We start from the raw sequence: 21,534 nt of genomic DNA on the forward strand, positions 1-21,534 counted from the left end.
TTTTTTTACTGGATACCCGGATTTCGATGCGCAGTCCCAATTGGTTGTTCCTCGTCTTGCTCTTATTGCTGGCTGGCCTGCAGTACCGCCTATGGGTCGGTAATGGCAGCTTTGCGCAGGTGAAAGAGCTGACCCAGCAAATTGCCGATCAGCACGCCGAAAACGAAATCCTGCTGGAGCGCAATCGCGTCCTCGATGCCGAAGTGCTTGAGCTGAAAAAAGGTACGGAGACCGTTGAAGAGCGGGCTCGTCATGAATTGGGCATGGTCAAGGAGGGCGAAACCCTCTACCAGTTGGCCCAATGAATCAGTCTTTACCGGCCTTCTGGGCCGTGATTCCTGCCGCGGGCGTCGGTGCCCGTATGGCCGCGGACCGTCCCAAGCAGTACTTGCAACTGGGCGGGCGCACTATTCTCGAACACAGCCTCGGCTGTTTTCTCGATCATCCTGGCCTCAAGGGGCTGGTGATCAGTCTTGCGGTAGATGACCCCTATTGGCCAAGCCTGTCGAGTGCCAACGACTCTCGCATTGTGCGCGCGGACGGCGGCGACGAGCGCTCGGGTTCAGTACTCAATGCGTTGTTGCAACTCAATGCACTCGGCGCCAGCGATGACGACTGGGTGCTGGTGCACGATGCCGCGCGCCCTAACCTGAGCCGTGATGACCTCGACAAGCTGTTGGCGGAACTCGCGGATGATCCGGTCGGCGGCTTGCTCGCCGTACCGGCGCGCGACACCCTCAAGCGTGTCGACAAGCACGGCCGCGTGGTGGAAACCGTGGATCGCAGCCTGATCTGGCAGGCGTACACGCCGCAGATGTTCCGCCTGGGCGCCTTGCACCGTGCCTTGGCCGACAGCCTGGTCGCAGATGCAGTGATCACCGACGAAGCCTCGGCCATGGAATGGTCGGGCCAGGCACCACGCCTGATCGAAGGGCGCGCGGACAACATCAAGGTCACTCGTCCCGAAGACCTGGAGTGGCTCAGGTTGCGGTGGGCAAACCGCAGATAGTCAGTGACACCGCGTCGACTTCATCGCAGGCAAGCCAGCTCCCACAGTTGAAATGCAATTCCCTGTGGGAGTCGGGCTTGCCCGCGATGAGGCCCGAACAGTCGCCCTAAATTACGCGCTGTACTCCGGCCGTTCAGCCAACCCCTCCTTCAAAAAATCCACCAGCTTCCTGACCTTCGGCGACAAATGCCGTTGCTGCGGATACAACGCCCACACCGCCGTGTTCGGCGGCTGATTCGCTTCCAGTAACGACACCAGCGCACCACTGTGCAGATGCTCCAGCACGTAATAGTCCGGCAACTGGCATAACCCTACGCCTTGCAATGCGGCATCCAGTACCGCTTGCCCACTGTTGCAGCGCCAGTTGCCTTGCACCCGCTGGGAAAATTCGCGCCCGTCCTGCGCCAGTTGCCAAATGTCCGAGCTACCAATCAGGCAGTTATGCCGACTTAATTCCGACAAACTATGTGGCCGACCATACCGAGCCAGGTAGGACGGCGACGCGCACAGGTACATACGTCGAGGGGCCAGGCGACTGGCTACCATGCGCGAGTCTTGCAGGCGACCCAGCCGGATCGCCAGGTCCAGGCCTTCATGCACCAAATCCAACTGGCGATTGCTCAGCTCGATGTCCACGCGCAATTGCGGATAGAGCCCCATGAATCGAGTGACCAACGGCACGATAAAGCGCTCGCCGTACGCCACCGCACAGGTCATGCGCAACATGCCCTTGGGTTCGCTGGTGAGGTCGCCCACGGCGCGCAAGGCTTCTTCGCGACCGTCCTGCAAGCGCTGGCAGTGCTGCAGGAAGGTCTGGCCGGCTTCGGTCAGGGTCACCTTGCGCGTGCTTCGATACAGCAACCGCGTTTGCAGCCGTTCTTCCAGGCGCGCCACTTGCCGGCTGATGTGCGACGACGAAACCCCCAGCCGCTCGGCCGCCGCTGTGAATTGGCTGCATTCGGCCACGGCGACGAACTCATCGATGCCTTCCCAGCGGTTTTCCAGCATGTTGATTATCCCTGTACAGCAATAAAGTTTTGCTTTTGCCTGGATTATTAATCACTCAGCCATGTTTTACACTCACTGCCTCAGTTTTTAACTCCCTGGAGAAACCCGGATGATCAAGTCCCGCGCTGCCGTAGCCTTCGAAGCGAAAAAGCCCCTTGAGATCGTTGAAGTGGATGTCGCCATGCCCAAGGCTGGCGAGGTGCTGCTGCGGGTGGTCGCGTCCGGCGTGTGCCATACCGATGCCTACACCTTGTCGGGCGCCGACCCGGAAGGCATCTTCCCGTCGATCCTTGGCCATGAAGGCGGTGCGGTGGTTGAAGCGATCGGCGAGGGCGTGACCTCGGTCGCTGTCGGCGACCACGTGATCCCGCTTTACACCCCGGAGTGCGGGAAGTGCAAATTCTGCCTGTCGGGCAAGACCAACTTGTGCCAGGCCATCCGCTCCACCCAAGGCAAAGGCCTGATGCCCGATGGCACCACGCGCTTCTCCTACAAGGGTCAGCCGATTTTCCACTACATGGGTACCTCGACGTTCTCCGAGTACACCGTGCTGCCGGAAATTTCCGTCGCCAAAATCCCTAAAGAAGCGCCGCTGGAAAAAGTCTGCCTGCTGGGCTGCGGCGTCACCACCGGCATCGGTGCGGTGATCAACACGGCCAAGGTCAAGCCGGGTGACACCGTGGCGATCTTCGGTCTGGGCGGCATCGGCCTGTCGGCGGTCATCGGTGCGGTCAAAGCCAAGGCGGGTCGCATCATCGCCATCGACATCAACCCGGCCAAGTTCGAAATCGCCAAGCAACTCGGCGCCACCGATTGCATCAACCCGAAAGACTACGACCGCCCAATTCAGGACGTGATTGTCGACTTGACCGACGGCGGCGTGGACTTTTCCTTCGAGTGCATCGGCAATGTGCAACTGATGCGTGCCGCTCTGGAGTGCTGCCACAAGGGTTGGGGCGAGTCGGTGATCATCGGCGTTGCGGGTGCCGGCCAGGAAATCGCCACTCGCCCATTCCAACTGGTGACCGGTCGCGTCTGGCGCGGTTCGGCGTTCGGCGGCGTGCGCGGTCGTACTGAATTGCCAAGCTACGTGGAAATGGCCCAGACCGGCGAGATCCCGCTGGAAACGTTCATCACCCACACCATGGGCCTGGAAGACATCAACAAAGCGTTTGATCTGATGCATGAAGGCAAGAGCATTCGTACCGTCATCCACTTTTGATGCAGCTGCAAGTTGCAAGCTTCACGCTGCAAGAAGGCGTACGCCCACTTGCAGCTTATAGCTTGCCGCTTGCCGCTGGGAGCATTCCCATGACCCTGGAAAATATCTCCTGCCAGAAGAGTTTTGGCGGCTGGCATAAACGCTACAAACACAGCTCCCACGTGCTCGGTTGCGATATGACGTTTGCCGTCTACCTGCCGCCGCAAGCGGAGCAGGGTGGCACGTTACCGGTGCTGTATTGGCTGTCCGGGTTGACCTGCACCGACGAGAACTTCATGCAGAAGGCCGGCGCCCATCGGATGGCCGCCGAACTGGGGTTGATCATCGTCGCGCCGGACACCAGCCCCCGCGGGCCAGGTGTACCGGGCGACCCGGATAACGCGTGGGATTTCGGCCTGGGTGCGGGTTTCTACCTGAATGCCACCCAGGAACCTTGGGCCAAGCACTATCGGATGCATGACTACGTGGTGCAGGAATTGCCGGCGTTGGTTGAAGCGCATTTCCCTGCGTCGGATAAGCGCGGCATCAGCGGTCATTCAATGGGCGGCCATGGTGCGTTGGTGTGTGCCCTGCGCAACCCTGGACGTTACCAATCGGTGTCGGCATTTTCGCCGATCAACAACCCGATGGACTGCCCATGGGGCCAGAAAGCCTTTTCCCGTTATTTGGGCGAAGAACGCTCGAAATGGCGCGAGTGGGATGCCTGCGTACTGATCAGCGAAGCCTCGGAAAAGCTGCCACTGTTGGTCGACCAGGGTGATCGCGATGATTTCCTGGCTGTGCAACTCAAGCCTGAAGCTTTGCAACAGGCGGCCAAGGCGGCCAACCATCCACTCGAACTGCGCCTGCAGCCGGGTTATGACCACAGCTACTTCTTTATCGCCAGCTTCATCGAAGACCATTTGCGACACCATGGTCGTGCTTTGCTCGGTTAATGTGAGGCAAAAGTAGGTAGAATCACGCCCTGAATTAAATCGGGGCGTTTTTTTATGCGTATTGGCCACGGCTACGATGTGCACCGTTTCGCTGAAGGCGATTTCATCACCCTGGGCGGCGTGCGCATTGCACACCACCATGGGTTGCTGGCTCATTCCGACGGCGACGTTGTGCTGCATGCCTTGAGCGATGCTTTGCTCGGCGCGGCCGCGTTGGGTGATATCGGCAAACACTTTCCGGACACCGACCCTTCCTTCAAGGGCGCGGACAGCCGTGTGTTGCTGCGCCATGTGGTCGGCCTGATCCACGCCAAGGGTTGGAAAGTCGGCAACGTCGATAACACCATCGTGGCCCAGGCGCCGAAAATGGCGCCCCACATTGAGTCGATGCGCGCACTGATTGCCGCGGACCTGCAAATTGAATTGGATCAAGTGAACGTGAAAGCCACCACCACCGAAAAGCTCGGGTTTACCGGTCGTGAAGAGGGCATCGCGGTGCACTCCGTCGCCTTGTTGCTGCGCGCATGAATGACTTGGAACTGTTGGGCCCGCGGGCCTATGGCGAGGCGCTGGGCAGCGCGGTCCTGAAGGCTACGGCGGAAGATTTCCAGGTCGACGAAGTGCTCGATATCCCGCTGACCTGCGACGGTGAGCACCTGTGGCTGTGGGTTGAAAAGCGTGGCCTGAATACCGAAGAAGCTGCACGGCGAATCGCCAAGGCCGCTGGCGTGCCGTTGCGCACCGTCAGCTATGCCGGGCTCAAGGACCGCCAGGCGTTGACCCGCCAGTGGTTCAGCGTGCAACTGCCAGGCAAGGCCGACCCGGACATGAGCGGTGCGGAAAACGACACCCTCAAGATCCTTAAAAGCGCCCGCCACAAGCGCAAGCTGCAACGCGGTGCGCATGCGGCCAACGGCTTTACCCTGCGCCTCACCCAGTTGGTCGGGGACACCGCCGCTATCGACGCGCGTTTGCAGCTGATTGCCCAGCACGGCATTCCTAATTATTTCGGCACCCAGCGCTTTGGCCACAACGGTGGCAACGTGGTGGACGCCCGTGCATGGGCGGCGCGCAAGGCCTTGCCTGAACAGCGCAATGTGCGTTCGCGGTTGCTGTCCACCGCGCGTAGCTTTCTGTTCAACAAAGTGTTGGCCGCGCGTGTCGCCGACGGCTCCTGGCAGCGTGCCCAGGTGGGCGACCTGTTGGCGTTTACCGACAGCCGCAGTTTTTTCCCGGCGGGGGAGGCTGAATGCAGCGACCCACGCCTGGCGATTCTGGACCTGCACCCGACCGGGCCGCAGTGGGGCGAGGGTGATTCGCCGGCGACCGGTGCAACCCATGCGCTGGAACAGGCGGTCGCCGCCAGCGAAGCCGAGCTGCGCGATTGGCTGGTGAATGCCGGTATGAGCCAGGAACGTCGCATTCTTCGACTGCCCATTGGCGGGTTGACGTGGCATTATCCCGGACCTGACATTCTGCAATTGGAATTCGTCCTGCCGGCCGGATGCTTCGCCACTGTGTTGGTGCGCGAGCTTGTTGATCTGGTGTCGGTGGGGCCGACGGACAACCCATGCGTATTCTGATATCAAACGATGACGGTGCCACCGCACCCGGTCTTGCCGCGCTTTATGCAGCGCTGGAAGATTACGCCGAGTGCGTGGTGGTTGCCCCGGACCAGGACAAGAGCGGCGCCAGCAGTTCGCTGACGCTCGACCGTCCGTTGCACCCGCACGTTCTGGCTAATGGCTTTATCAGTGTGAACGGCACTCCCACCGATTGCGTGCACCTGGCAATCAACAGTTTGTTGGAGCAGGAGCCCGACCTGGTGGTATCGGGCATCAACCTCGGCGCCAACCTGGGCGATGACGTGTTGTATTCCGGTACCGTGGCGGCAGCCCTTGAGGGGCGATTCCTGGGCCGCACCTCGTTCGCCTTTTCGTTTGCCTCACGGCAATTGGATAACCTGGCGACGGCGGCGTACTTCGCGCGCAAGCTGGTGGAAGCCCACTGTTCGCTGGACTTGCCGCCGCGTACGGTGCTCAACGTCAATATTCCCAATTTGCCCCTCGACCATATTCGCGGCATCCAGCTGACGCGCCTGGGCCATCGCGCCCGGGCGGCGGCGCCGTTGAAAGTGGTCGATCCGCGTGGCAAGGAAGGCTATTGGATCGCCGCAGCGGGTGACGCCGAGGACGGTGGGCCGGGCACGGACTTTCATGCGGTGATGCAAGGTTATGTTTCGATTACCCCGTTGCAGCTTGATCGCACCTTCAGTGATGCCTTCAGTAGTCTGGATGGCTGGCTCGAGGGGCTGCGTTGATGGCGCGTGAACAAGACGACCTGTTGCGTCGTGGCATCGGGATGACCTCCCAGCGTACCCGCGAGCGTTTGATCCAGCGCCTGTACGAAGAAGGCCTGTCCAACGCCCAGGTGCTGGAAGTCATCCGGCGCACGCCGCGGCACCTGTTTGTCGATGAGGCCCTGGCCCATCGCGCCTATGAAGACACCGCGTTGCCGATTGGCCACAACCAGACCATCTCGCAGCCTTATATGGTCGCGCGCATGAGTGAACTGCTGCTGGCGGCTGGGCCGTTGGACAAGGTGCTGGAGATCGGCACCGGTTCGGGTTACCAGACTGCGGTGCTGTCGCAACTGGTGGAACGGGTGTTCTCGGTGGAGCGCATCAAGGTCCTGCAGGATCGCGCCAAGGAGCGCCTGGTGGAGCTCAACCTGCGCAACGTGGTGTTCCGTTGGGGCGATGGTTGGGAAGGTTGGCCTGCGCTGGCGCCTTATAACGGCATTATCGTCACGGCCGTCGCGACTGACGTACCGCAAGCGTTGCTCGATCAACTGGCGCCTGGCGGGCGGTTGGTCATCCCGGTGGGCTCCGGCGAAGTGCAACAATTGATGCTCATTATCCGGGAGGAAGAAGGCTTTTCCCGGCATGTGCTGGGCGCTGTGCGCTTCGTACCGTTGCTCAATGGCCCGCTGGCCTGATCATTTATTCGCAAACAGTGAATTCTGTGGGTGGGGATGTGTCTTACAGCGGGGCTTATAGAGTCAACATGATTGGAAACCGTGATTAAACATGATGAATTTTTCGTTTCAGTCGTGTGCCGGTAAAAAGCCAATGCCCAGTTATACTTGCGTCATATTTCAAGCCTGATACAGGCGTTCATGTTCAGCCACCACAAAGGGAGCGGCGGGTGAGTCTCACAGGTCTTGCGCAGCGTATGAGTAAAACAAGCTTTCAGCGACTGGTGCTTGGCCTTGTCTTGAGTTCCTTGTTGGCGGGTTGCTCAAGCTCCCCATCCAGCAGCGCTCGGGTTGTCGACCGAAACAGTGCCGTGCCGCAAAAGCCGACGGTCACCACCGGGCAATATGTAGTGCGAAAGGGGGACACGATGTTCTCGATCGCCTTCCGTTATGGGTGGGATTACAAGGCGCTCGCAGCGCGTAACAATATTCCTGTGCCCTATACGATACATCCGGGGCAAACCATCCGCTTCGATGGGCGCACGGGTTCAACGCCTACGGCAGTTGTGACAAATTCCGGATCTTCGCCGTCGTCTTCGAGCAGGACGACCATCATCACACGGCCTGCAGGCGCCGCCACGTCTACGGTTGCGAGCAAGCCGGCACCCGCGCCGTTGCCGCCTGCAGGGCCTGCTCCGACCGGTTGGGGATGGCCTTCAAACGGTGTATTGATTGGAAAATTCTCTTCAAACGGTAGTTTGAATAAAGGCATTGATATCGCCGGGGATTTGGGACAGCCTGTTTTAGCTGCGTCTGATGGGACAGTGGTTTACGCCGGGAGTGGTTTACGGGGCTACGGCGAACTGGTCATCATCAAACACAGCGATACCTACGTCAGTGCTTACGGTCACAACCGTAGGCTGTTGGTTCGGGAGGGGCAGCAGGTCAAAGTCGGACAGACAATTGCCGAAATGGGGTCAACTGGTACAGACCGGGTGAAACTGCACTTTGAGATTCGCCGCCAAGGGAAACCTGTAGATCCGCTGCAATTCCTACCCCGTCGTTGATGTGTTGCACAGCCTGTTCCCTCGCGTAGAAGGAACAGGCTCCAGCGTTGCCAAGGATATAGGCGTCGCTCGAGCTTGAGGTCGAACTCACCAAAGGACTATAACAATGGCTCTCAGTAAAGAAGCGCCGGAGTTTGACATCGACGATGAGGTTCTCCTTGAAATGGAGATACTCACCGATAAGGAATCGATGTCGAATGATGAAGGGTCTGCTACACCTTCAGTTCGCACCAAATCCAAGAACGCCACCGCGTTAAAGCAACACAAGTACATTGACTACACGCGGGCGCTCGACGCAACGCAGTTGTACCTCAATGAGATCGGCTTTTCCCCTCTGCTGACTCCCGAAGAAGAAGTCCATTTTGCGCGCTTGTCGCAAAAGGGTGATCCGGCTGGGCGCAAGCGCATGATTGAAAGTAACCTGCGGCTGGTGGTGAAAATCGCCCGGCGTTATGTCAATCGTGGTCTGTCCCTGTTGGACCTGATCGAAGAGGGCAACCTGGGCTTGATCCGGGCGGTGGAGAAGTTCGACCCTGAGCGGGGCTTCCGCTTTTCAACTTATGCCACCTGGTGGATCCGCCAGACCATCGAACGGGCGATCATGAATCAGACCCGTACGATTCGGTTGCCGATCCATGTGGTCAAAGAGCTCAACGTCTACCTGCGGGCGGCGCGTGAGCTCACACAAAAACTCGATCATGAACCTTCGCCTGAAGAAATCGCCAACCTGCTGGAAAAACCGGTGGGGGAGGTCAAGCGCATGCTTGGCTTGAATGAGCGTGTATCTTCGGTCGACGTCTCGCTGGGTCCGGATTCGGATAAAACCCTGCTGGACACCCTGACGGATGATCGCCCGACGGATCCTTGCGAGCTGTTGCAGGACGATGATCTTTCCCAAAGCATTGACCAATGGCTGTCTGAACTCACGGATAAGCAGCGTGAAGTGGTGATTCGCCGCTTCGGCCTGCGTGGCCATGAGAGCAGCACCTTGGAGGATGTAGGCCTGGAAATTGGCCTGACCCGTGAGCGGGTGCGGCAGATCCAGGTAGAGGGCCTCAAGCGCTTGCGTGAGATCCTCGAGAAGAATGGCTTGTCGAGTGAGTCGCTGTTCCAATAACGACGCCATACGAAATGTGGGAGTAGGCTTGTGTGGGAGCTGGCTTGCCTGCGATAGCATCACCTCGGTTCATCAGTTACACCGAGTAGATGCTATCGCAGGCAAGCCAGCTCCCACATAAAGCTCACTCCCACATTTTTTTGTGCCCGGAATTCTATTGGCCTAGAGCCAAATTCCAGGCATAAAAAAACCCCGCTTTTAAGGGCGGGGTTTTTTCGACTAAGTCAGTACAAGTTAGATAACTTGAACTTCTTCAGCTTGCATGCCTTTCTGACCGCGGGTAGCGATGAAAGAAACCTGTTGGCCTTCTTTCAGGCTTTTGAAGCCGTCGGATTGGATAGCTTTGAAGTGAACGAACAGGTCGTCACCGGATTGTGGAGTGATGAAGCCGAAGCCTTTTTCATCGTTGAACCACTTAACGGTACCAGTTTGGCGATTAGACATGGTGTATCTCCTTGGACAAAGTTAACTGCGACTCAGGAAAAGCCCTGGCCGAGACTGAGTGCAAAGAGCAGGAAAAATTCTTGGAGATGGTTGGATCGAAATTCAACATATCGTGTAGAGATTCTCAGTGACACAAGCAGCACAGTGGCGCCACCTTAACCCTTTTTCAGGAACGTGCCAATGGTATTTCCGAAGGTTTCTCTATTTTCGTGACTGGCGGTGGTATTTACAGTCATCAATCGCTGCAGCGCGGGCCCCGGCCCGACGGGCTGTGCCCTATAGCAGGCAGTGCATTCATCAAGAAAAAACCCACGCCCTTTGAACCCCACGGCTGGCCCCGGTAAGATGCCCAACAGAATTTTTCCACCTCGCTATTCAGGACACCCGCCATGAGCATCAAATCGGACAAGTGGATTCGCCGCATGGCGCAAGAGCACGGCATGATCGAACCCTTCGTTGAACGCCAGATCCGTGGCGAAGGCGCGGCTCCCGTGATTTCCTACGGTGTATCCAGCTACGGCTACGACGTACGCTGCGCCGATGAATTCAAGGTGTTCACCAACATCAACTCCGCCATCGTCGATCCGAAAAACTTCGACGAAAAGAGCTTCGTCGACGTCAAGAGTGACGTGTGCATCATTCCGCCAAACTCCTTTGCCCTGGCGCGCACCGTGGAATTCTTCCGTATTCCCCGTGACGTGCTCACCATCTGCCTGGGTAAAAGCACCTACGCGCGCTGCGGCATCATCGTTAACGTGACGCCGCTTGAGCCAGAGTGGGAAGGCCATGTGACCCTGGAGTTTTCCAATACCACCACGTTGCCAGCCAAGATCTACGCCAACGAAGGCGTGGCGCAGATGCTGTTCCTGCAGTCCGACGAAGCCTGTGAAGTGTCCTATAAAGACCGCGCCGGCAAGTATCAGGGCCAGCGTGGCGTTACTCTCCCACGCGCTTGATCGAAAGGTCTTACACGTAAAGGGAATTAGTCCGCGGGAATTGACTCTATTGGGTGTACTGCCTCGGTGCGTGCAAAACGCACCGAGCCACGCTTGAGGAGTACTTTATGAAGATTGACCCGCGTATCAGCGCTGAACTCGCCCGGCTTGAACCCAACCAGATTGGTGTTTTGGCCTGGTCCCTGATGGCCGACCCTGCGTATGCGGGCGGCATCCCTGGTCAACCAGACGAAGATTGGCCCCAGCAGCCCACCGAGCCCGGTGAGCCGACGCTTCCGGATGAGCCGCCACCCGCGCCTGTCGCCTGATTCGTCAGGGCAAGGGACATGGCCGGCACGTCAGCGCACCGGCCAGACGTCCTCATCGCCGATCACAAAGATCTGTTGATCCATGCTCTGTTCCACTGCAAAGCCACCTGTAAAGGCGCCAAACGCCGGCAGCAAGCTGATACGCGAGCCGATCTGAAAGCACGGCAGCCGTAGACTCTGGCGGCCTTTGCCACGCAACCGATACATCGGATGCACATGCCCCGCCAGTACATGGTGGCTGGCGTGGGCGTCCGGCTCATGCTGCAACGCAAACGGCCCCATCAGCAGCGGCTCGGGAACCACCTCAATCCTCAAGTCGGCAGGCGGGTCGCCTGCGCGTTTATCGTGATTGCCACGAATCAAGGTCAGGCTCAGGTCGCGATTGCACGCTCGCCAGGCTCTCAAGGCGCTCAGGGTGCCGCTGGCGTGAGAGCCGGGGCCGTGCAGGAAGTCCCCGAGAAAGATCACTTGCTCGCAGGGCAAGGCCGACAACAGCCGGTCCAGGCGTTGAAGGTTTTCCGAGGTGGTGCCCTGTGGCACCGGCTGCCCCAGGCTGCGATAGGCCGACGCTTTGCCAAAATGCGCATCGGCAATCAGCAGGCACTGGCGAGCAGGCCAGTACAGCGCCTTCTCAGCCAGCAACCACACGTCCTCACCCTCAAGCATCACTGAGTACACCCTTAGCGCTCCCCGTTATCCGCGACTTTTTCCAGGTCCCTGACCATCCGCGCAATGCGCTCGGACAGCTTTTCCGAACTCATACTTTCGCGCATCCGCTCAACCAGCAGTGGGAAGGCCAACGGTGTAGGCCGTTCGATCACATGCAGGTCCAGCTTCAGCGCCACCAGATGGCGCAGAGTGTCTTCCAGGCGACGAATATCCAACTCGTCCCGCAGGACTTCTTCCCCGGCCTGGGCCAGCAGCAGATTCTGCGGGTCATATTGCTTGAACACTTCATAGAACAAGCCGCTGGACGCCTGCACCTGACGGGTGCTTTTCGGCGCGCCGGGGTAGCCGGCAAACACCAGCCCGGCGATGCGTGCGATTTCGCGAAAGCGGCGCAGGGCCAGTTCACCCGCGTTTAGGCTGGCCGCTACATCCAACAACAAGTTCGCCGGACTCAGCAGCGCCTCGTTCAGTAAACGAGGCCAATCCACCGGCGTGGCACTCAACAGTTCCAGCCCGTAATCATTCACGGCAATCGAAAAGGTCACCGGCTGCAGTTGGCTGACCCGCCACGCCAACAAACTCGCCACCCCCAGATGCACCTGGCGCCCCGCAAACGGGTAGAGAAACAGGTGCCAGCCCTCCCGCGATTTCAGGGCTTCGGCCAGTAAGTGCTCGCGCGTTGGCAGGCCCGACCAGCGCAACTGGGTTTGCAGTAACGGTTGCACCGCCCGCATCTCCGGGCCGTCATAACGCCCGTGCGCGGCGGCATCAAAACGCTCAACCACCGCTTGGGCCAACTCATTGGAGAGCGGCATGCGCCCGCCATTCCAGCGCGGCACGGCAGCTTTTTTCGCGGTGCTGCGTCGCACATAGGCGGTCATGTTTTCCACCCGCACCAGCTCCAGCAAACGCCCGGCAAACAGAAAACCATCACCGGGTTTGAGCCGGGCGATAAAGCCTTCCTCGACACTGCCCAGGTTCTTGCCGCCACCGCCCTTGCTCCAGAATTTCAGCTGAATACTCGCGTCGCTGACGATAGTGCCCACGCTCATGCGGTGACGGCGCGCCAGGCGGGCATCCGGGACACGCCAGATACCCTGTTCGTCGGGCTCCACACGGCGATAATCCGGGTAGGCAGTCAGTGACAGGCCACCATGGCGCACAAACCCCAGCGCCCAGGCCCAATCAGCGTCTGTGAGGTCGCGATACGCCCAGGCACCGCGCACCTCCGCCAGCAGCGCCTGGGGGGTAAAACCACCGCCTAGGGCCATGCTCACCAAGTGTTGTACGAGCACATCCAAAGGTTTGTAAGGCGATTCTCGGGCTTCGATGCGCCGCTGGGCAATCGCATCCTGGGCGGCGGCGGCTTCCACCAGTTCGAGGCTGTGGGTTGGCACCAGCGTCACCCGTGACGGCCGTCCCGGCGCATGCCCCGAGCGCCCGGCGCGCTGCATCAAGCGCGCCACACCTTTGGCCGAGCCGATCTGCAGCACCCGCTCAACCGGCAGGAAATCCACGCCCAGGTCCAGGCTGGAAGTACACACCACCGCTTTGAGCTGGCCGTCCTTCAAGGCCCGTTCCACCCAGTCACGCGTCTCCCGGGACAGCGAGCCATGGTGCAGGGCAATCACGCCGGCCCAATCCGGACGCGCTTCCAGCAACGCCTGGTACCAAATCTCCGACTGCGCCCGCGTATTGGTAAACACCAGGCAACTGCTGCTGGTATCCACTTCGGCCACGACCTGCGGCAACATTTTCAAACCGATATGCCCGGCCCAGGGGAAACGCTCAGCGATGGGCGGCAAGAGGGTGTCGACCTTCAGCTCTTTCGCCGTTTGCCCCTGCACATTGATGCCGCCGCCTTGTGGGACCAGGACCTCCAATGCGTGGGCCTGATTACCCAGCGTTGCCGAAATCCCCCACACCACGAGTTCCGGATGCCAGCGCCGCAAACGCGCCAACGCCAGTTGCAGTTGTACGCCGCGTTTATTGCCGATCAGTTCATGCCACTCATCCACGATCACCATGCGCAGGTGCGCCAGGCTCGTCTCACTGTCGGCACGGGCCAGCATCAACGTAAGGCTTTCCGGTGTGGTGACCAGCGCGGTGGGCTGGCGACGAGTCTGACGTGCGCGTTCGCTGCTGCTGGTGTCGCCGGTGCGCAGGCCGACGCTCCAGGGAATCTGCAAGGCCGCAAGCGGCGCTTCCAGGGCGCGTGCAGTGTCGGCGGCCAATGCGCGCATGGGCGTGATCCACAACACCGTGAGCGGCTCAGCAGGCGCTTTGCGTTTGCCGGTGGTGGGCGGGCGAGTGATGGCGAAACGATTGAGGGCGGCAAACCACAGTGCATAGGTTTTACCCGCGCCGGTGCTGGCATGCAGCAACCCCGATTGGCCCTCTTTGACCGCTGCCCATACGGCCTTTTGAAAGGCGAACGGCTTCCAGCCCTTGGCGGCAAACCATTGTTTTGCGAAGTCGACGGGTTTTGCCATAGGGCGGCTGACGCTCTGGAGGTTCTCTTTCAAAGACCCTCCAGGCGCCGCAAAGGTTTACTTCAAATTACCGCTCAAAAACTGCTGCAGGCGCTCACTCTTCGGGTTGCCCAGCACATCCTCGGGCGTGCCTTGCTCTTCCACCAGGCCCTTGTGCAGGAACAGCACCTGGCTCGACACCTTGCGGGCAAAGCTCATTTCGTGGGTGACCATGATCATGGTGCGGCCTTCCTCGGCCAGCCCCTGAATCACTTTAAGCACTTCACCCACGAGCTCCGGGTCGAGGGCCGAGGTGGGTTCGTCGAACAGCATCACCTCAGGTTCCATGGCCAGAGCGCGGGCGATGGCCACACGTTGCTGCTGGCCACCGGACAGGAACGCCGGGTATTGATCGGCCACGCGCGCCGGCAAACCCACCTTGTCCAGGTAGCGACGGGCGCGGTCTTCGGCGTCCTTCTTGCTGCAACCCAGCACCCGGCGCGGGGCCATGGTGATGTTTTCCAGCACGCTCATGTGGCTCCACAAGTTGAAATGCTGGAACACCATCGCCAGCCGTGTGCGCAGGCGTTGCAGTTCGGCGTCGTCGGCCACGCGCATGCCGTGGCGGTCGCTGACCATGCGGATCTGCTGGCCGTCGAGGGTCATCGCGCCGTCGTTGGGGGTTTCCAGAAAGTTGATGCAGCGCAAAAAGGTGCTTTTGCCCGAGCCACTGGCGCCGATCAGGCTGATCACGTCACCGGTCTTGGCCTTGAGCGAAACACCTTTGAGCACTTCATTGTCGCCATAGCTTTTATGCAGGCCTTCAACGGTCAATTTGTACATGGGGCGTGCATCCTCAAGGCGAAAGTAGGTAGCCGCTGCGGTAGGCCTCATGGCCTGCGACATGGCTGATCACCATCCCGGCAGTGGCCATGCGCCGCAGCGAACGGGCGTAAAGCAGGCCGGCGTTTTTGCAGTGCACGGGCGTTACGCGGTCAGTAATAGGGTCGATGATTTCAGCGATCAGTTGCCCAGCCTCCAGGTATTCACCGGGCAGGGCGCAGAACACCAGCAAGCCGCCGACAGGCGTAGTAACCGGCTCGACACCCGCCAGCGGGGTGGCCGGGTAGGGCAGGTCGGGCAATGGCGCTGCTTCGCCGGCAATGGCGCCGAAGTGAATCAAATAGTCGATGATCGCCTGGCAATCGAGGCTGGCCAGGCCGTGGTTGACGTCGCCTTGGCCGCGCAGTTCGACGGTCACCGAAAAGCTGCCCATGGGGATCGGGAAGCGCTCGCCGAAGCGCTGCTGCAACTGCCACCACACCAGGGTGAAACACTCATCAAAAGACTGTCCGCCGGAATCGGTGGCGAGCAAGTTGGCTTCCGAGCCGATATAGCGTGCCAATGGCTCCACCTGCGGCCAGGCGTCGGGTGTGGTGTACAGGTGCGCCACGGCTTCGAAGTCGCAATGCAGGTCCAGCACCATGTCAGCGTCGCAGGCCAGGCGTTGCAGCACCAGGCGTTGGGATTGCAACTGGGTTTCGGCGGTGTGCGCCGCAAGGGCCAGGCTCAGTGCGTCGCGAATGAGTTCGACGTTGTGCTTGGGATCCTCTCCCAGCAGGTCTTCGACCTGATTACCAACCTCGTCGCTGAGGTCGACAAACAGGCGATTGAAGTTCTGCCCGCTTTCCAGCTCGTAGCGACCCAGTGGAATGTCCATCAACACCTGTTCCAGGCCCACCGGGTTAGCGATGGGCACCAGCACGATTTCGCTGCGCAAACGCCCGGCCGCCGCCAGTTTCGCCAGGCACGCCTTGAGGTGCCAGGCCACCAGCATGCCCGGCAGTTCATCGGCATGCAGCGATGACTGGATGTAGACCTTGCCTTCAGCCTGTTCCGGGCCGAAGTGGAAACTGTGAATCTGCCGCGCCGTACCTGGCACCGGCGCGATCAGTTCGTGTACCTGATGACGCATGAATGCTCCTTAGTCGCTCGGCCCGAGGAAGGCCAGCCAGCGGCGCTCTGCCAAACGAAACAGACCGACCAGGGCGAAGGTTACGGTCAGGTAGATCAGCGCAGCGATACCGAATGATTGAAAGGTCATGTAGGTGGCCGAGTTTGCGTCCCGGGCAACCTTGAGAATGTCCGGCACCGTCGCGGTAAAGGCCACCGTGGTCGAGTGCAGCATCAGGATCACTTCATTGCTGTAGTACGGCAATGAGCGGCGCAGGGCCGACGGCATGATCACATAGGCATACAGCTTCCAGCCGCTCAGGCCATAGGCCTTGGCCGCTTCGACTTCACCGTGGGCCATGCTGCGGATCGACCCGGCGAAAATCTCGGTGGTGTAGGCGCAGGTGTTGAGTGCGAACGCCAGGATGGTGCAGTTCATCGCATCGCGAAAGAACGCATCCAGCACCGGCTGTGCCCGCACTGCGGCAATGCTGTAGATCCCGGTGTAGCAGATCAGCAGTTGGATATAGAGCGGCGTGCCACGAAACAGGTAGGTGTAGAACTGCACCGGCCAGCGAATAGAGCGTTTGCGCGACACGCGGGCGATGGACAGCGGGATCGACACCAGAAAACCAAAGACCAGCGATGCGCTGAGCAGCCACATGGTCATCGCCAGCCCGGTGATGTGCTGGCCGTCGCTATAAAGGAAAGGGCGCCAGTATTGCTGCAGAAGTTCGATCATCGCACGGCCTCCCGGGACCCAGCGGAGTAGCGGCGCTCAAGCCAGCGAAGGACGACGTTGGATGCGCTGGTGATCAACAGATAAATCAGCGCGGCGAGCACCAGGAAATAGAACAGTTGATAGGTGCTCTTGCCCGCATCCTGGGCGGCCTTGACCAGGTCCGCCAGGCCGATGATCGACACCAGCGCCGTGGCCTTGAGCATCACGCACCAGTTGTTGTTAATGCCCGGCAAGGCAAAGCGCATCATCTGCGGGAAGGTCACGAAGCGGAACCGCTGCCCGCGAGTAAGCCCATAGGCAGTCGCCGCTTCGAGCTGGCCACGTGGCACCGCGAGGATTGCGCCGCGAAAGGTCTCGGTGAAATAGGCACCGTAGATGAAGCCCAGGGTGATAACCCCGGCGCTGAATGGGTCAATTTCGATGTAGTCCCATTCCATGAAGTCAGTAAAACCGGTCAGCCAGATTTGCAGGCTGTAGAAAATCAGCAACATCAGCACCAGGTCGGGCACGCCGCGAATCAAGGTGGTGTAGAGCTGGGCGGGGATGCGGATCAGGCTGACGCTGGACAGTTTCGCGCTGGCGCCGATCAGGCCCAGCAGGACGCTGACGGCCAGGGAGGCGACCGACAGTTTCACGGTCATCCACGTACCTTGCAGCAACAGCGGGCCGAACCCCTTCAAACTGAAGGCACTCAGCCCCAGGGTTTGCAAAAGATCTTCAAACATGAATTCAGGACCTATGGCGATAAAAAAGCGCCCACCTGAAACAGGTGGGCGCCGGGGTGTTATTTACCGCTGTACAGGTTCAGATCGCCGAAGTGTTTCTTCTGGATGGTGGCGTAGGTGCCATCATCGTGTAACGCTTTGATACCTTTATCGAGCAGGGCCTTGAGGTCTTTGTTACCTTTTTTGATACCGACCGCAGTTTTGGCTGGCAGCAGTGGGTCGTCGATGGCCTTGCTGACTTCGTAGTCAGCGCCCGCTGGCGACTTCAAAAAGCCCAGTTCGGCTTGCAGCATGTCCTGCACCGAAGCGTCGAGACGGCCGGAAGTCAGGTCGGCGTACACCTGGTCCTGGTTGGCGTAAGCCTTGGTGGTTACACCGGCTTTATCCAGTACGGCCTTGGCGTAGGCTTCCTGGATGGTGCCTTGCTCGTAACCCACGGATTTGCCCTTGAGCGACTCAGGGGTGGAGTAGTTCGCGCCTTTCTTGAACACCAACGAAGTCGGGCCGGAGAACAGCTCGCTGGAGAAGTCGATCGCCTTTTCACGGGCTTCGGTCACGGTCATCGAGGAAATCACGCCGTCGAACTTGTTGGCGTTGAGGCCTGGAATCATGCCGTCAAAGTCACTTTCGACCCACTTGCACTTGACCTTCAGCTCGGCGCAGATCGCATTGCCTAGGTCGATATCGAAGCCTACCAGGCTGCCGTCAGCGGCCTTGGATTCGAACGGCGCATAGGAAGGATCGACACCAAAACGCAATTCCTTGTATTCCTTGGCTGTAGCAACACCAGCAGCCATGCACAGAGCCAGTGCAGAAAGGGTCAGCAATGCTTTTTTCATTATGTAATCCCTGGAAACCAAGATAAGCGCTTGTGGCGCGTTTATGACTGTTACTGAACGGTGTCAGACGGATCACAAGTAGCAATTTCTGCACCATAGTTCCGAATGTCGTTCCGAATGATCGTTTTAAAAGGAAGGACGAGGGAGTTCTGAGTGTAGGAGATGCCCGAAAACGGGCATTGATTTTTCAGTGCACCATTTCGAGGCGTCCGAGGATAAAAATGTCGGAGCAGGCTTGCCTGCGATGGCGGTGGGTCAGCTAAATCCTCTTCAGTTGACCCACTGCCATCGCAGGCAAGCCCGGCTCCCACGATGATTGATGGTGTTGGTGAAGAAGAGTCAGGCCAGTAAGTCCTGCAGCGTTCCCAGATTGTCGGCCTCATCCACCGCCTTATCCTGGCGCCAGCGCAGCATCCTGGGAAACCGCACTGCAATCCCGCTTTTGTGCCGCTTGGACAGGGCGATCCCTTCGAACCCCAGCTCAAACACCATGCTCGGCGTCACACTGCTGACCGGGCCGAATTTTTCCACCGTGGTTTTGCGCACGATGGCGTCGACCTTGCGCATTTCTTCGTCGGTCAGGCCTGAATACGCCTTGGCGAAGGGCACCAGCGTGCGTTCAGTTCCGGGCGGTCCGTCCCACACCGCAAAGGTGTAGTCGCTATACAGGCTGGCACGTCGGCCATGGCCGCGCTGGGCGTAAATCAACACGGCGTCGACGCTGAACGGGTCGACTTTCCATTTCCACCACACGCCCATGTCCTTGGTGCGGCCTACGCCGTAGAGGCCATCACGCGCCTTGAGCATCATGCCTTCCACGCCGAGGCGGCGAGAGCTCTCACGTTGTCGGGCGAGGTCCGCCCAGCTGTTACCGGTCAGCAGCGGCGATGGCAGCAGTACCGGTTGGTTGCACTGGGCAATAACGTGCTCAAGCTGGGCGCGGCGCTCGGCCTGGGTGTGGCTGCGCCAATCTTCGCCCTGATACTCCAGCAGGTCGTAGGCCAATACAGCGACCGGTGCCTCCTCGAGGATTTTCTTGCTCAAGGTTTTACGGCCAATGCGCTGTTGCAGCAGTGCGAAAGGTTGCACTGCGTCCTTCCACACCACGATTTCGCCGTCGATCACGGTGCCATCCGGCAGGCCACTCACCAGGCTGTGCAGTTCAGGGAATCGCTCGGTGACCAGCTCTTCACCCCGAGACCAGACCCATAGGCGACCCTCACGCTTGACCAGCTGCGCGCGGATGCCATCCCATTTCCATTCCACCTGCCAGTCGGCGGGCGGGCCGAGCAGGGCGTCGAATTGCTCCACCGGTTGTGCCAACCCATGGGCGAGGAAAAAGGGATAAGGCTGTCCGCCGCGTTGCGCATGTTCGTCGCACGATTCGGCGGCGATCAGCTTAAGGTAACCTTCGGCTGTCGGACGGTTAGACAGGTCGGTGTAGCCCACCAAGCGCTGGGCCACCCGTTTGCTGTCGAGGTCGGCCATGGCGGCAAGGGCGCGGGTGACCAGCAATTTAGACACGCCCACGCGAAAACTGCCGGTGATTAATTTGATGCACACCATCAGGCTGGGTTGATCCAGCTGCGCCCACAACGCGGGCAGGCGTTCGGCCAGTTCCAGTGGTGGCAGACCGCGCAGGGGCAGGAGCTTTTCTTCCAGCCATACCGCCAGACCGTCTTCCGAGGTGTAGGTCGATTCCGGTAACAGCAGGGAAATGGTCTCCGCCAGGTCGCCGACTGACTGGTAACTCTCCTCGAATAACCAGGGTTCGATGCCCGACGCTTCGGTGGCCATGTCCCGCAGCAGGCGCGTGGGGACCAGTTGACGAGGCCGCCCGCCGGACAGGAAGTACACCGCCCACGCAGCATCCTGTGGCGGTGCTTGGCGGAAGTAGGTTTGCAGCGCGGCGAGCTTGGCGTTGCTGGAAGTGGTGGCGTCGAGGTTGGCGTACAACTCGGCGAACGCTTTCATGCCGTGGCCTCTTCTTCATCATCACCGTATTCGGTGGTGAAGCCCTGGGCGTCCAGGCCTTTTTCGCGCAGGTGGCGCACCAATACGCCTACGGAGCCGTGGGTGACCATCACCCGTTCGGCGCCGGTTTGTTCGATGGCCCACAACAGGCCGGGCCAATCGGCGTGGTCCGACAGCACAAAGCCCCGGTCCACACCGCGCCGTCGCCGGGTGCCGCGCAGGCGCATCCAGCCACTGGCGAACGCGTCACTGTAGTCGCCGAAGCGGCGTATCCAGCTGCTGCCTCCGGCGGAAGGTGGCGCAATGATCAAGGCTTGGCGCAGCAGCGGGTCGGTTTTTTTAAAGTCGCCGGCGTAAAGGGTTTCGGGGATGTAGACCCCGGCCTCGCGGTACACGCGGTTCAACGGTTCGACCGCACCGTGGCTGAGGATCGGGCCGATGCTGGCATCGATGCCATGCAGGATGCGCTGGGCTTTGCCGAAGGAATAACAGAACAGCACGCTGGCCTTGCCGGCGGCGATATTGGCCTGCCACCAGGCATTGATCCCGGCGAAAATCTGCGCCTGGGGCTGCCAACGGTAGATCGGCAGGCCAAACGTGGATTCGGTGATAAAGGTGTGGCAACGCACCGGCTCGAAGGGGGCACACGTGCCGTCGGGTTCGACCTTGTAGTCACCGGATGCCACCCAGACTTCGCCCTGGTATTCCAGGCGCACCTGGGCTGAACCGAGCACATGCCCGGCGGGGTGAAAGCTCAACGTGACGCCGTGGTGTACGAGTTTTTCACCATAGGCCAGGGTTTGCAGGTTGATGTCCTGGCCCAACCGCGAGCGCAGAATGCCTTCGCCGGGCGCGGCCGCCAGATAGTGCTGGTTGCCCGTGCGGGCGTGATCGCCGTGGGCGTGAGTGATGACCGAGCGCTCCACCGGCCGCCAGGGGTCGATGTAAAAATCTCCGGCGGGGCAGTAGAGGCCTTCGGGCCGGGCGATGACAAGGTCCATGGGCGTGCCGGGGGCGATGGGCTTATCAGGTATGAGGGGACGGTGGGGCGAGAAGTTCTATCGGAATGCATAAGGTCAATGTGGGAGCGGGCTTGCTCGCGAATGCGGTGGTTCAGCC

General features: G+C 60.0%; 23 protein-coding genes. 12 read left to right on the top strand and 11 right to left on the bottom strand.

Annotation, left to right across the window (positions count from 1 at the left end):
* Positions 1 to 26 precede the first annotated feature (26 nt).
* Together ftsB and ispD are read left to right on the top strand one after the other, a co-directional pair.
* A complete protein-coding gene (gene ftsB / locus A7J50_RS07160) occupies positions 27 to 305 on the top strand; it encodes a cell division protein FtsB (RefSeq protein WP_058412406.1) in 279 nt (92 codons plus the stop codon).
* Complete coding sequence (gene ispD, locus A7J50_RS07165) at positions 302 to 1,009, top strand: 2-C-methyl-D-erythritol 4-phosphate cytidylyltransferase (protein WP_064451167.1); 708 nt, start codon at positions 302 to 304, stop codon at positions 1,007 to 1,009. The genes ftsB and ispD overlap by 4 nt, the downstream gene beginning before the upstream one ends.
* 111 nt (positions 1,010 to 1,120) lie before the next feature.
* Here the strand turns inward: ispD and A7J50_RS07170 are convergent, their stop codons facing one another.
* A complete protein-coding gene (locus A7J50_RS07170; protein ID WP_064451168.1) occupies positions 1,121 to 2,017 on the bottom strand; it encodes a LysR substrate-binding domain-containing protein in 897 nt (298 codons plus the stop codon).
* 109 nt (positions 2,018 to 2,126) lie between these two features.
* On the opposite strand from A7J50_RS07170, the gene A7J50_RS07175 reads away from it, so the two are divergent.
* From A7J50_RS07175 to rpoS, 8 genes are all read left to right on the top strand, one after another.
* The gene (locus tag A7J50_RS07175) at positions 2,127 to 3,239 is read left to right on the top strand and encodes an S-(hydroxymethyl)glutathione dehydrogenase/class III alcohol dehydrogenase (protein ID WP_064451169.1); all 1,113 of its coding nucleotides are present in this window, start codon (positions 2,127 to 2,129) and stop codon (positions 3,237 to 3,239) included.
* A gap of 89 nt (positions 3,240 to 3,328) precedes the next feature.
* The gene (gene fghA, locus A7J50_RS07180; protein ID WP_064454870.1) at positions 3,329 to 4,174 is read left to right on the top strand and encodes an S-formylglutathione hydrolase; all 846 of its coding nucleotides are present in this window, start codon (positions 3,329 to 3,331) and stop codon (positions 4,172 to 4,174) included.
* A gap of 54 nt (positions 4,175 to 4,228) precedes the next feature.
* Positions 4,229 to 4,702, top strand: coding sequence for a 2-C-methyl-D-erythritol 2,4-cyclodiphosphate synthase (gene ispF / locus A7J50_RS07185; protein WP_064451170.1), 474 nt, complete (start codon positions 4,229 to 4,231; stop codon positions 4,700 to 4,702).
* Positions 4,699 to 5,757: a tRNA pseudouridine(13) synthase TruD gene (gene truD, locus A7J50_RS07190; protein WP_064451171.1), complete on the top strand. Its 1,059-nt coding sequence runs from the start codon at positions 4,699 to 4,701 to the stop codon at positions 5,755 to 5,757. Before ispF ends, truD begins: the two co-directional genes overlap by 4 nt.
* On the top strand, positions 5,745 to 6,494 hold the full coding sequence (gene surE / locus A7J50_RS07195; protein ID WP_064451172.1) for a 5'/3'-nucleotidase SurE: 750 nt from the start codon (positions 5,745 to 5,747) through the stop codon (positions 6,492 to 6,494). Before truD ends, surE begins: the two co-directional genes overlap by 13 nt.
* A gap of 41 nt (positions 6,495 to 6,535) precedes the next feature.
* Positions 6,536 to 7,171: a protein-L-isoaspartate(D-aspartate) O-methyltransferase gene (locus tag A7J50_RS07200; RefSeq protein ID WP_010176736.1), complete on the top strand. Its 636-nt coding sequence runs from the start codon at positions 6,536 to 6,538 to the stop codon at positions 7,169 to 7,171.
* Between the two features lie 209 nt (positions 7,172 to 7,380).
* On the top strand, positions 7,381 to 8,217 hold the full coding sequence (locus A7J50_RS30465; RefSeq protein WP_082895841.1) for a peptidoglycan DD-metalloendopeptidase family protein: 837 nt from the start codon (positions 7,381 to 7,383) through the stop codon (positions 8,215 to 8,217).
* A gap of 106 nt (positions 8,218 to 8,323) precedes the next feature.
* On the top strand, positions 8,324 to 9,334 hold the full coding sequence (rpoS, locus tag A7J50_RS07205) for an RNA polymerase sigma factor RpoS (protein WP_064451173.1): 1,011 nt from the start codon (positions 8,324 to 8,326) through the stop codon (positions 9,332 to 9,334).
* Between the two features lie 234 nt (positions 9,335 to 9,568).
* Here the strand turns inward: rpoS and A7J50_RS07210 are convergent, their stop codons facing one another.
* A complete protein-coding gene (locus A7J50_RS07210; RefSeq protein ID WP_002554837.1) occupies positions 9,569 to 9,778 on the bottom strand; it encodes a cold-shock protein in 210 nt (69 codons plus the stop codon).
* A gap of 389 nt (positions 9,779 to 10,167) precedes the next feature.
* Here A7J50_RS07210 and dcd point away from each other — a divergent pair, with 389 nt between their 5' ends.
* The gene (gene dcd / locus A7J50_RS07215; protein ID WP_017137166.1) at positions 10,168 to 10,734 is read left to right on the top strand and encodes a dCTP deaminase; all 567 of its coding nucleotides are present in this window, start codon (positions 10,168 to 10,170) and stop codon (positions 10,732 to 10,734) included.
* Between the two features lie 107 nt (positions 10,735 to 10,841).
* Positions 10,842 to 11,042, top strand: a complete 201-nt coding sequence (locus A7J50_RS07220) for a hypothetical protein (RefSeq protein WP_027604457.1) — start codon at positions 10,842 to 10,844, stop codon at positions 11,040 to 11,042.
* 30 nt (positions 11,043 to 11,072) lie between these two features.
* Here the strand turns inward: A7J50_RS07220 and pdeM are convergent, their stop codons facing one another.
* From pdeM to A7J50_RS07265, 9 genes are all read right to left on the bottom strand, one after another.
* Positions 11,073 to 11,708, bottom strand: a complete 636-nt coding sequence (gene pdeM / locus A7J50_RS07225) for a ligase-associated DNA damage response endonuclease PdeM (protein ID WP_064454871.1) — start codon at positions 11,706 to 11,708, stop codon at positions 11,073 to 11,075.
* Between the two features lie 14 nt (positions 11,709 to 11,722).
* Positions 11,723 to 14,203, bottom strand: a complete 2,481-nt coding sequence (locus tag A7J50_RS07230) for a ligase-associated DNA damage response DEXH box helicase (RefSeq protein WP_064451174.1) — start codon at positions 14,201 to 14,203, stop codon at positions 11,723 to 11,725.
* Positions 14,204 to 14,260: 57 nt separating this feature from the next.
* Positions 14,261 to 15,025, bottom strand: a complete 765-nt coding sequence (locus tag A7J50_RS07235) for an ABC transporter ATP-binding protein (RefSeq protein WP_064451175.1) — start codon at positions 15,023 to 15,025, stop codon at positions 14,261 to 14,263.
* Between the two features lie 13 nt (positions 15,026 to 15,038).
* A complete protein-coding gene (locus A7J50_RS07240; protein ID WP_064451176.1) occupies positions 15,039 to 16,157 on the bottom strand; it encodes a succinylglutamate desuccinylase/aspartoacylase family protein in 1,119 nt (372 codons plus the stop codon).
* 9 nt (positions 16,158 to 16,166) lie between these two features.
* Positions 16,167 to 16,877: an ABC transporter permease gene (locus tag A7J50_RS07245; protein ID WP_064451177.1), complete on the bottom strand. Its 711-nt coding sequence runs from the start codon at positions 16,875 to 16,877 to the stop codon at positions 16,167 to 16,169.
* Entirely contained in the window at positions 16,874 to 17,602 is a 729-nt protein-coding gene (locus A7J50_RS07250) for an ABC transporter permease (RefSeq protein WP_064451178.1), read from the bottom strand. The genes A7J50_RS07245 and A7J50_RS07250 overlap by 4 nt, the downstream gene beginning before the upstream one ends.
* Positions 17,603 to 17,661: 59 nt before the next feature.
* Entirely contained in the window at positions 17,662 to 18,441 is a 780-nt protein-coding gene (locus tag A7J50_RS07255; protein ID WP_017254762.1) for a transporter substrate-binding domain-containing protein, read from the bottom strand.
* A gap of 339 nt (positions 18,442 to 18,780) precedes the next feature.
* Entirely contained in the window at positions 18,781 to 20,415 is a 1,635-nt protein-coding gene (locus A7J50_RS07260; protein WP_064451179.1) for an ATP-dependent DNA ligase, read from the bottom strand.
* A complete protein-coding gene (locus tag A7J50_RS07265) occupies positions 20,412 to 21,416 on the bottom strand; it encodes a ligase-associated DNA damage response exonuclease (RefSeq protein ID WP_064451180.1) in 1,005 nt (334 codons plus the stop codon). Before A7J50_RS07265 ends, A7J50_RS07260 begins: the two co-directional genes overlap by 4 nt.
* Positions 21,417 to 21,534 lie beyond the last annotated feature (118 nt).

It is taken from the genome of Pseudomonas antarctica, assembly GCF_001647715.1.
Taxonomy (GTDB): domain Bacteria; phylum Pseudomonadota; class Gammaproteobacteria; order Pseudomonadales; family Pseudomonadaceae; genus Aquipseudomonas; species Aquipseudomonas antarctica_A.

Bases quoted from the DNA above. Each gene is read 5' to 3' on its own strand.
- ftsB (WP_058412406.1), top strand. From the start codon at position 27: ATGCGCAGTCCCAATTGGTTGTTCCTCGTCTTGCTCTTATTGCTGGCT.
- ispD (WP_064451167.1), top strand. From the start codon at position 302: ATGAATCAGTCTTTACCGGCCTTCTGGGCCGTGATTCCTGCCGCGGGC.
- A7J50_RS07170 (WP_064451168.1), bottom strand. From the start codon at position 2,017: ATGCTGGAAAACCGCTGGGAAGGCATCGATGAGTTCGTCGCCGTGGCC.
- A7J50_RS07175 (WP_064451169.1), top strand. From the start codon at position 2,127: ATGATCAAGTCCCGCGCTGCCGTAGCCTTCGAAGCGAAAAAGCCCCTT.
- fghA (WP_064454870.1), top strand. From the start codon at position 3,329: ATGACCCTGGAAAATATCTCCTGCCAGAAGAGTTTTGGCGGCTGGCAT.
- ispF (WP_064451170.1), top strand. From the start codon at position 4,229: ATGCGTATTGGCCACGGCTACGATGTGCACCGTTTCGCTGAAGGCGAT.
- truD (WP_064451171.1), top strand. From the start codon at position 4,699: ATGAATGACTTGGAACTGTTGGGCCCGCGGGCCTATGGCGAGGCGCTG.
- surE (WP_064451172.1), top strand. From the start codon at position 5,745: ATGCGTATTCTGATATCAAACGATGACGGTGCCACCGCACCCGGTCTT.
- A7J50_RS07200 (WP_010176736.1), top strand. From the start codon at position 6,536: ATGACCTCCCAGCGTACCCGCGAGCGTTTGATCCAGCGCCTGTACGAA.
- rpoS (WP_064451173.1), top strand. From the start codon at position 8,324: ATGGCTCTCAGTAAAGAAGCGCCGGAGTTTGACATCGACGATGAGGTT.
- A7J50_RS07210 (WP_002554837.1), bottom strand. From the start codon at position 9,778: ATGTCTAATCGCCAAACTGGTACCGTTAAGTGGTTCAACGATGAAAAA.
- dcd (WP_017137166.1), top strand. From the start codon at position 10,168: ATGAGCATCAAATCGGACAAGTGGATTCGCCGCATGGCGCAAGAGCAC.
- A7J50_RS07220 (WP_027604457.1), top strand. From the start codon at position 10,842: ATGAAGATTGACCCGCGTATCAGCGCTGAACTCGCCCGGCTTGAACCC.
- pdeM (WP_064454871.1), bottom strand. From the start codon at position 11,708: ATGCTTGAGGGTGAGGACGTGTGGTTGCTGGCTGAGAAGGCGCTGTAC.
- A7J50_RS07230 (WP_064451174.1), bottom strand. From the start codon at position 14,203: ATGGCAAAACCCGTCGACTTCGCAAAACAATGGTTTGCCGCCAAGGGC.
- A7J50_RS07235 (WP_064451175.1), bottom strand. From the start codon at position 15,025: ATGTACAAATTGACCGTTGAAGGCCTGCATAAAAGCTATGGCGACAAT.
- A7J50_RS07240 (WP_064451176.1), bottom strand. From the start codon at position 16,157: ATGCGTCATCAGGTACACGAACTGATCGCGCCGGTGCCAGGTACGGCG.
- A7J50_RS07245 (WP_064451177.1), bottom strand. From the start codon at position 16,877: ATGATCGAACTTCTGCAGCAATACTGGCGCCCTTTCCTTTATAGCGAC.
- A7J50_RS07250 (WP_064451178.1), bottom strand. From the start codon at position 17,602: ATGTTTGAAGATCTTTTGCAAACCCTGGGGCTGAGTGCCTTCAGTTTG.
- A7J50_RS07255 (WP_017254762.1), bottom strand. From the start codon at position 18,441: ATGAAAAAAGCATTGCTGACCCTTTCTGCACTGGCTCTGTGCATGGCT.
- A7J50_RS07260 (WP_064451179.1), bottom strand. From the start codon at position 20,415: ATGAAAGCGTTCGCCGAGTTGTACGCCAACCTCGACGCCACCACTTCC.
- A7J50_RS07265 (WP_064451180.1), bottom strand. From the start codon at position 21,416: ATGGACCTTGTCATCGCCCGGCCCGAAGGCCTCTACTGCCCCGCCGGA.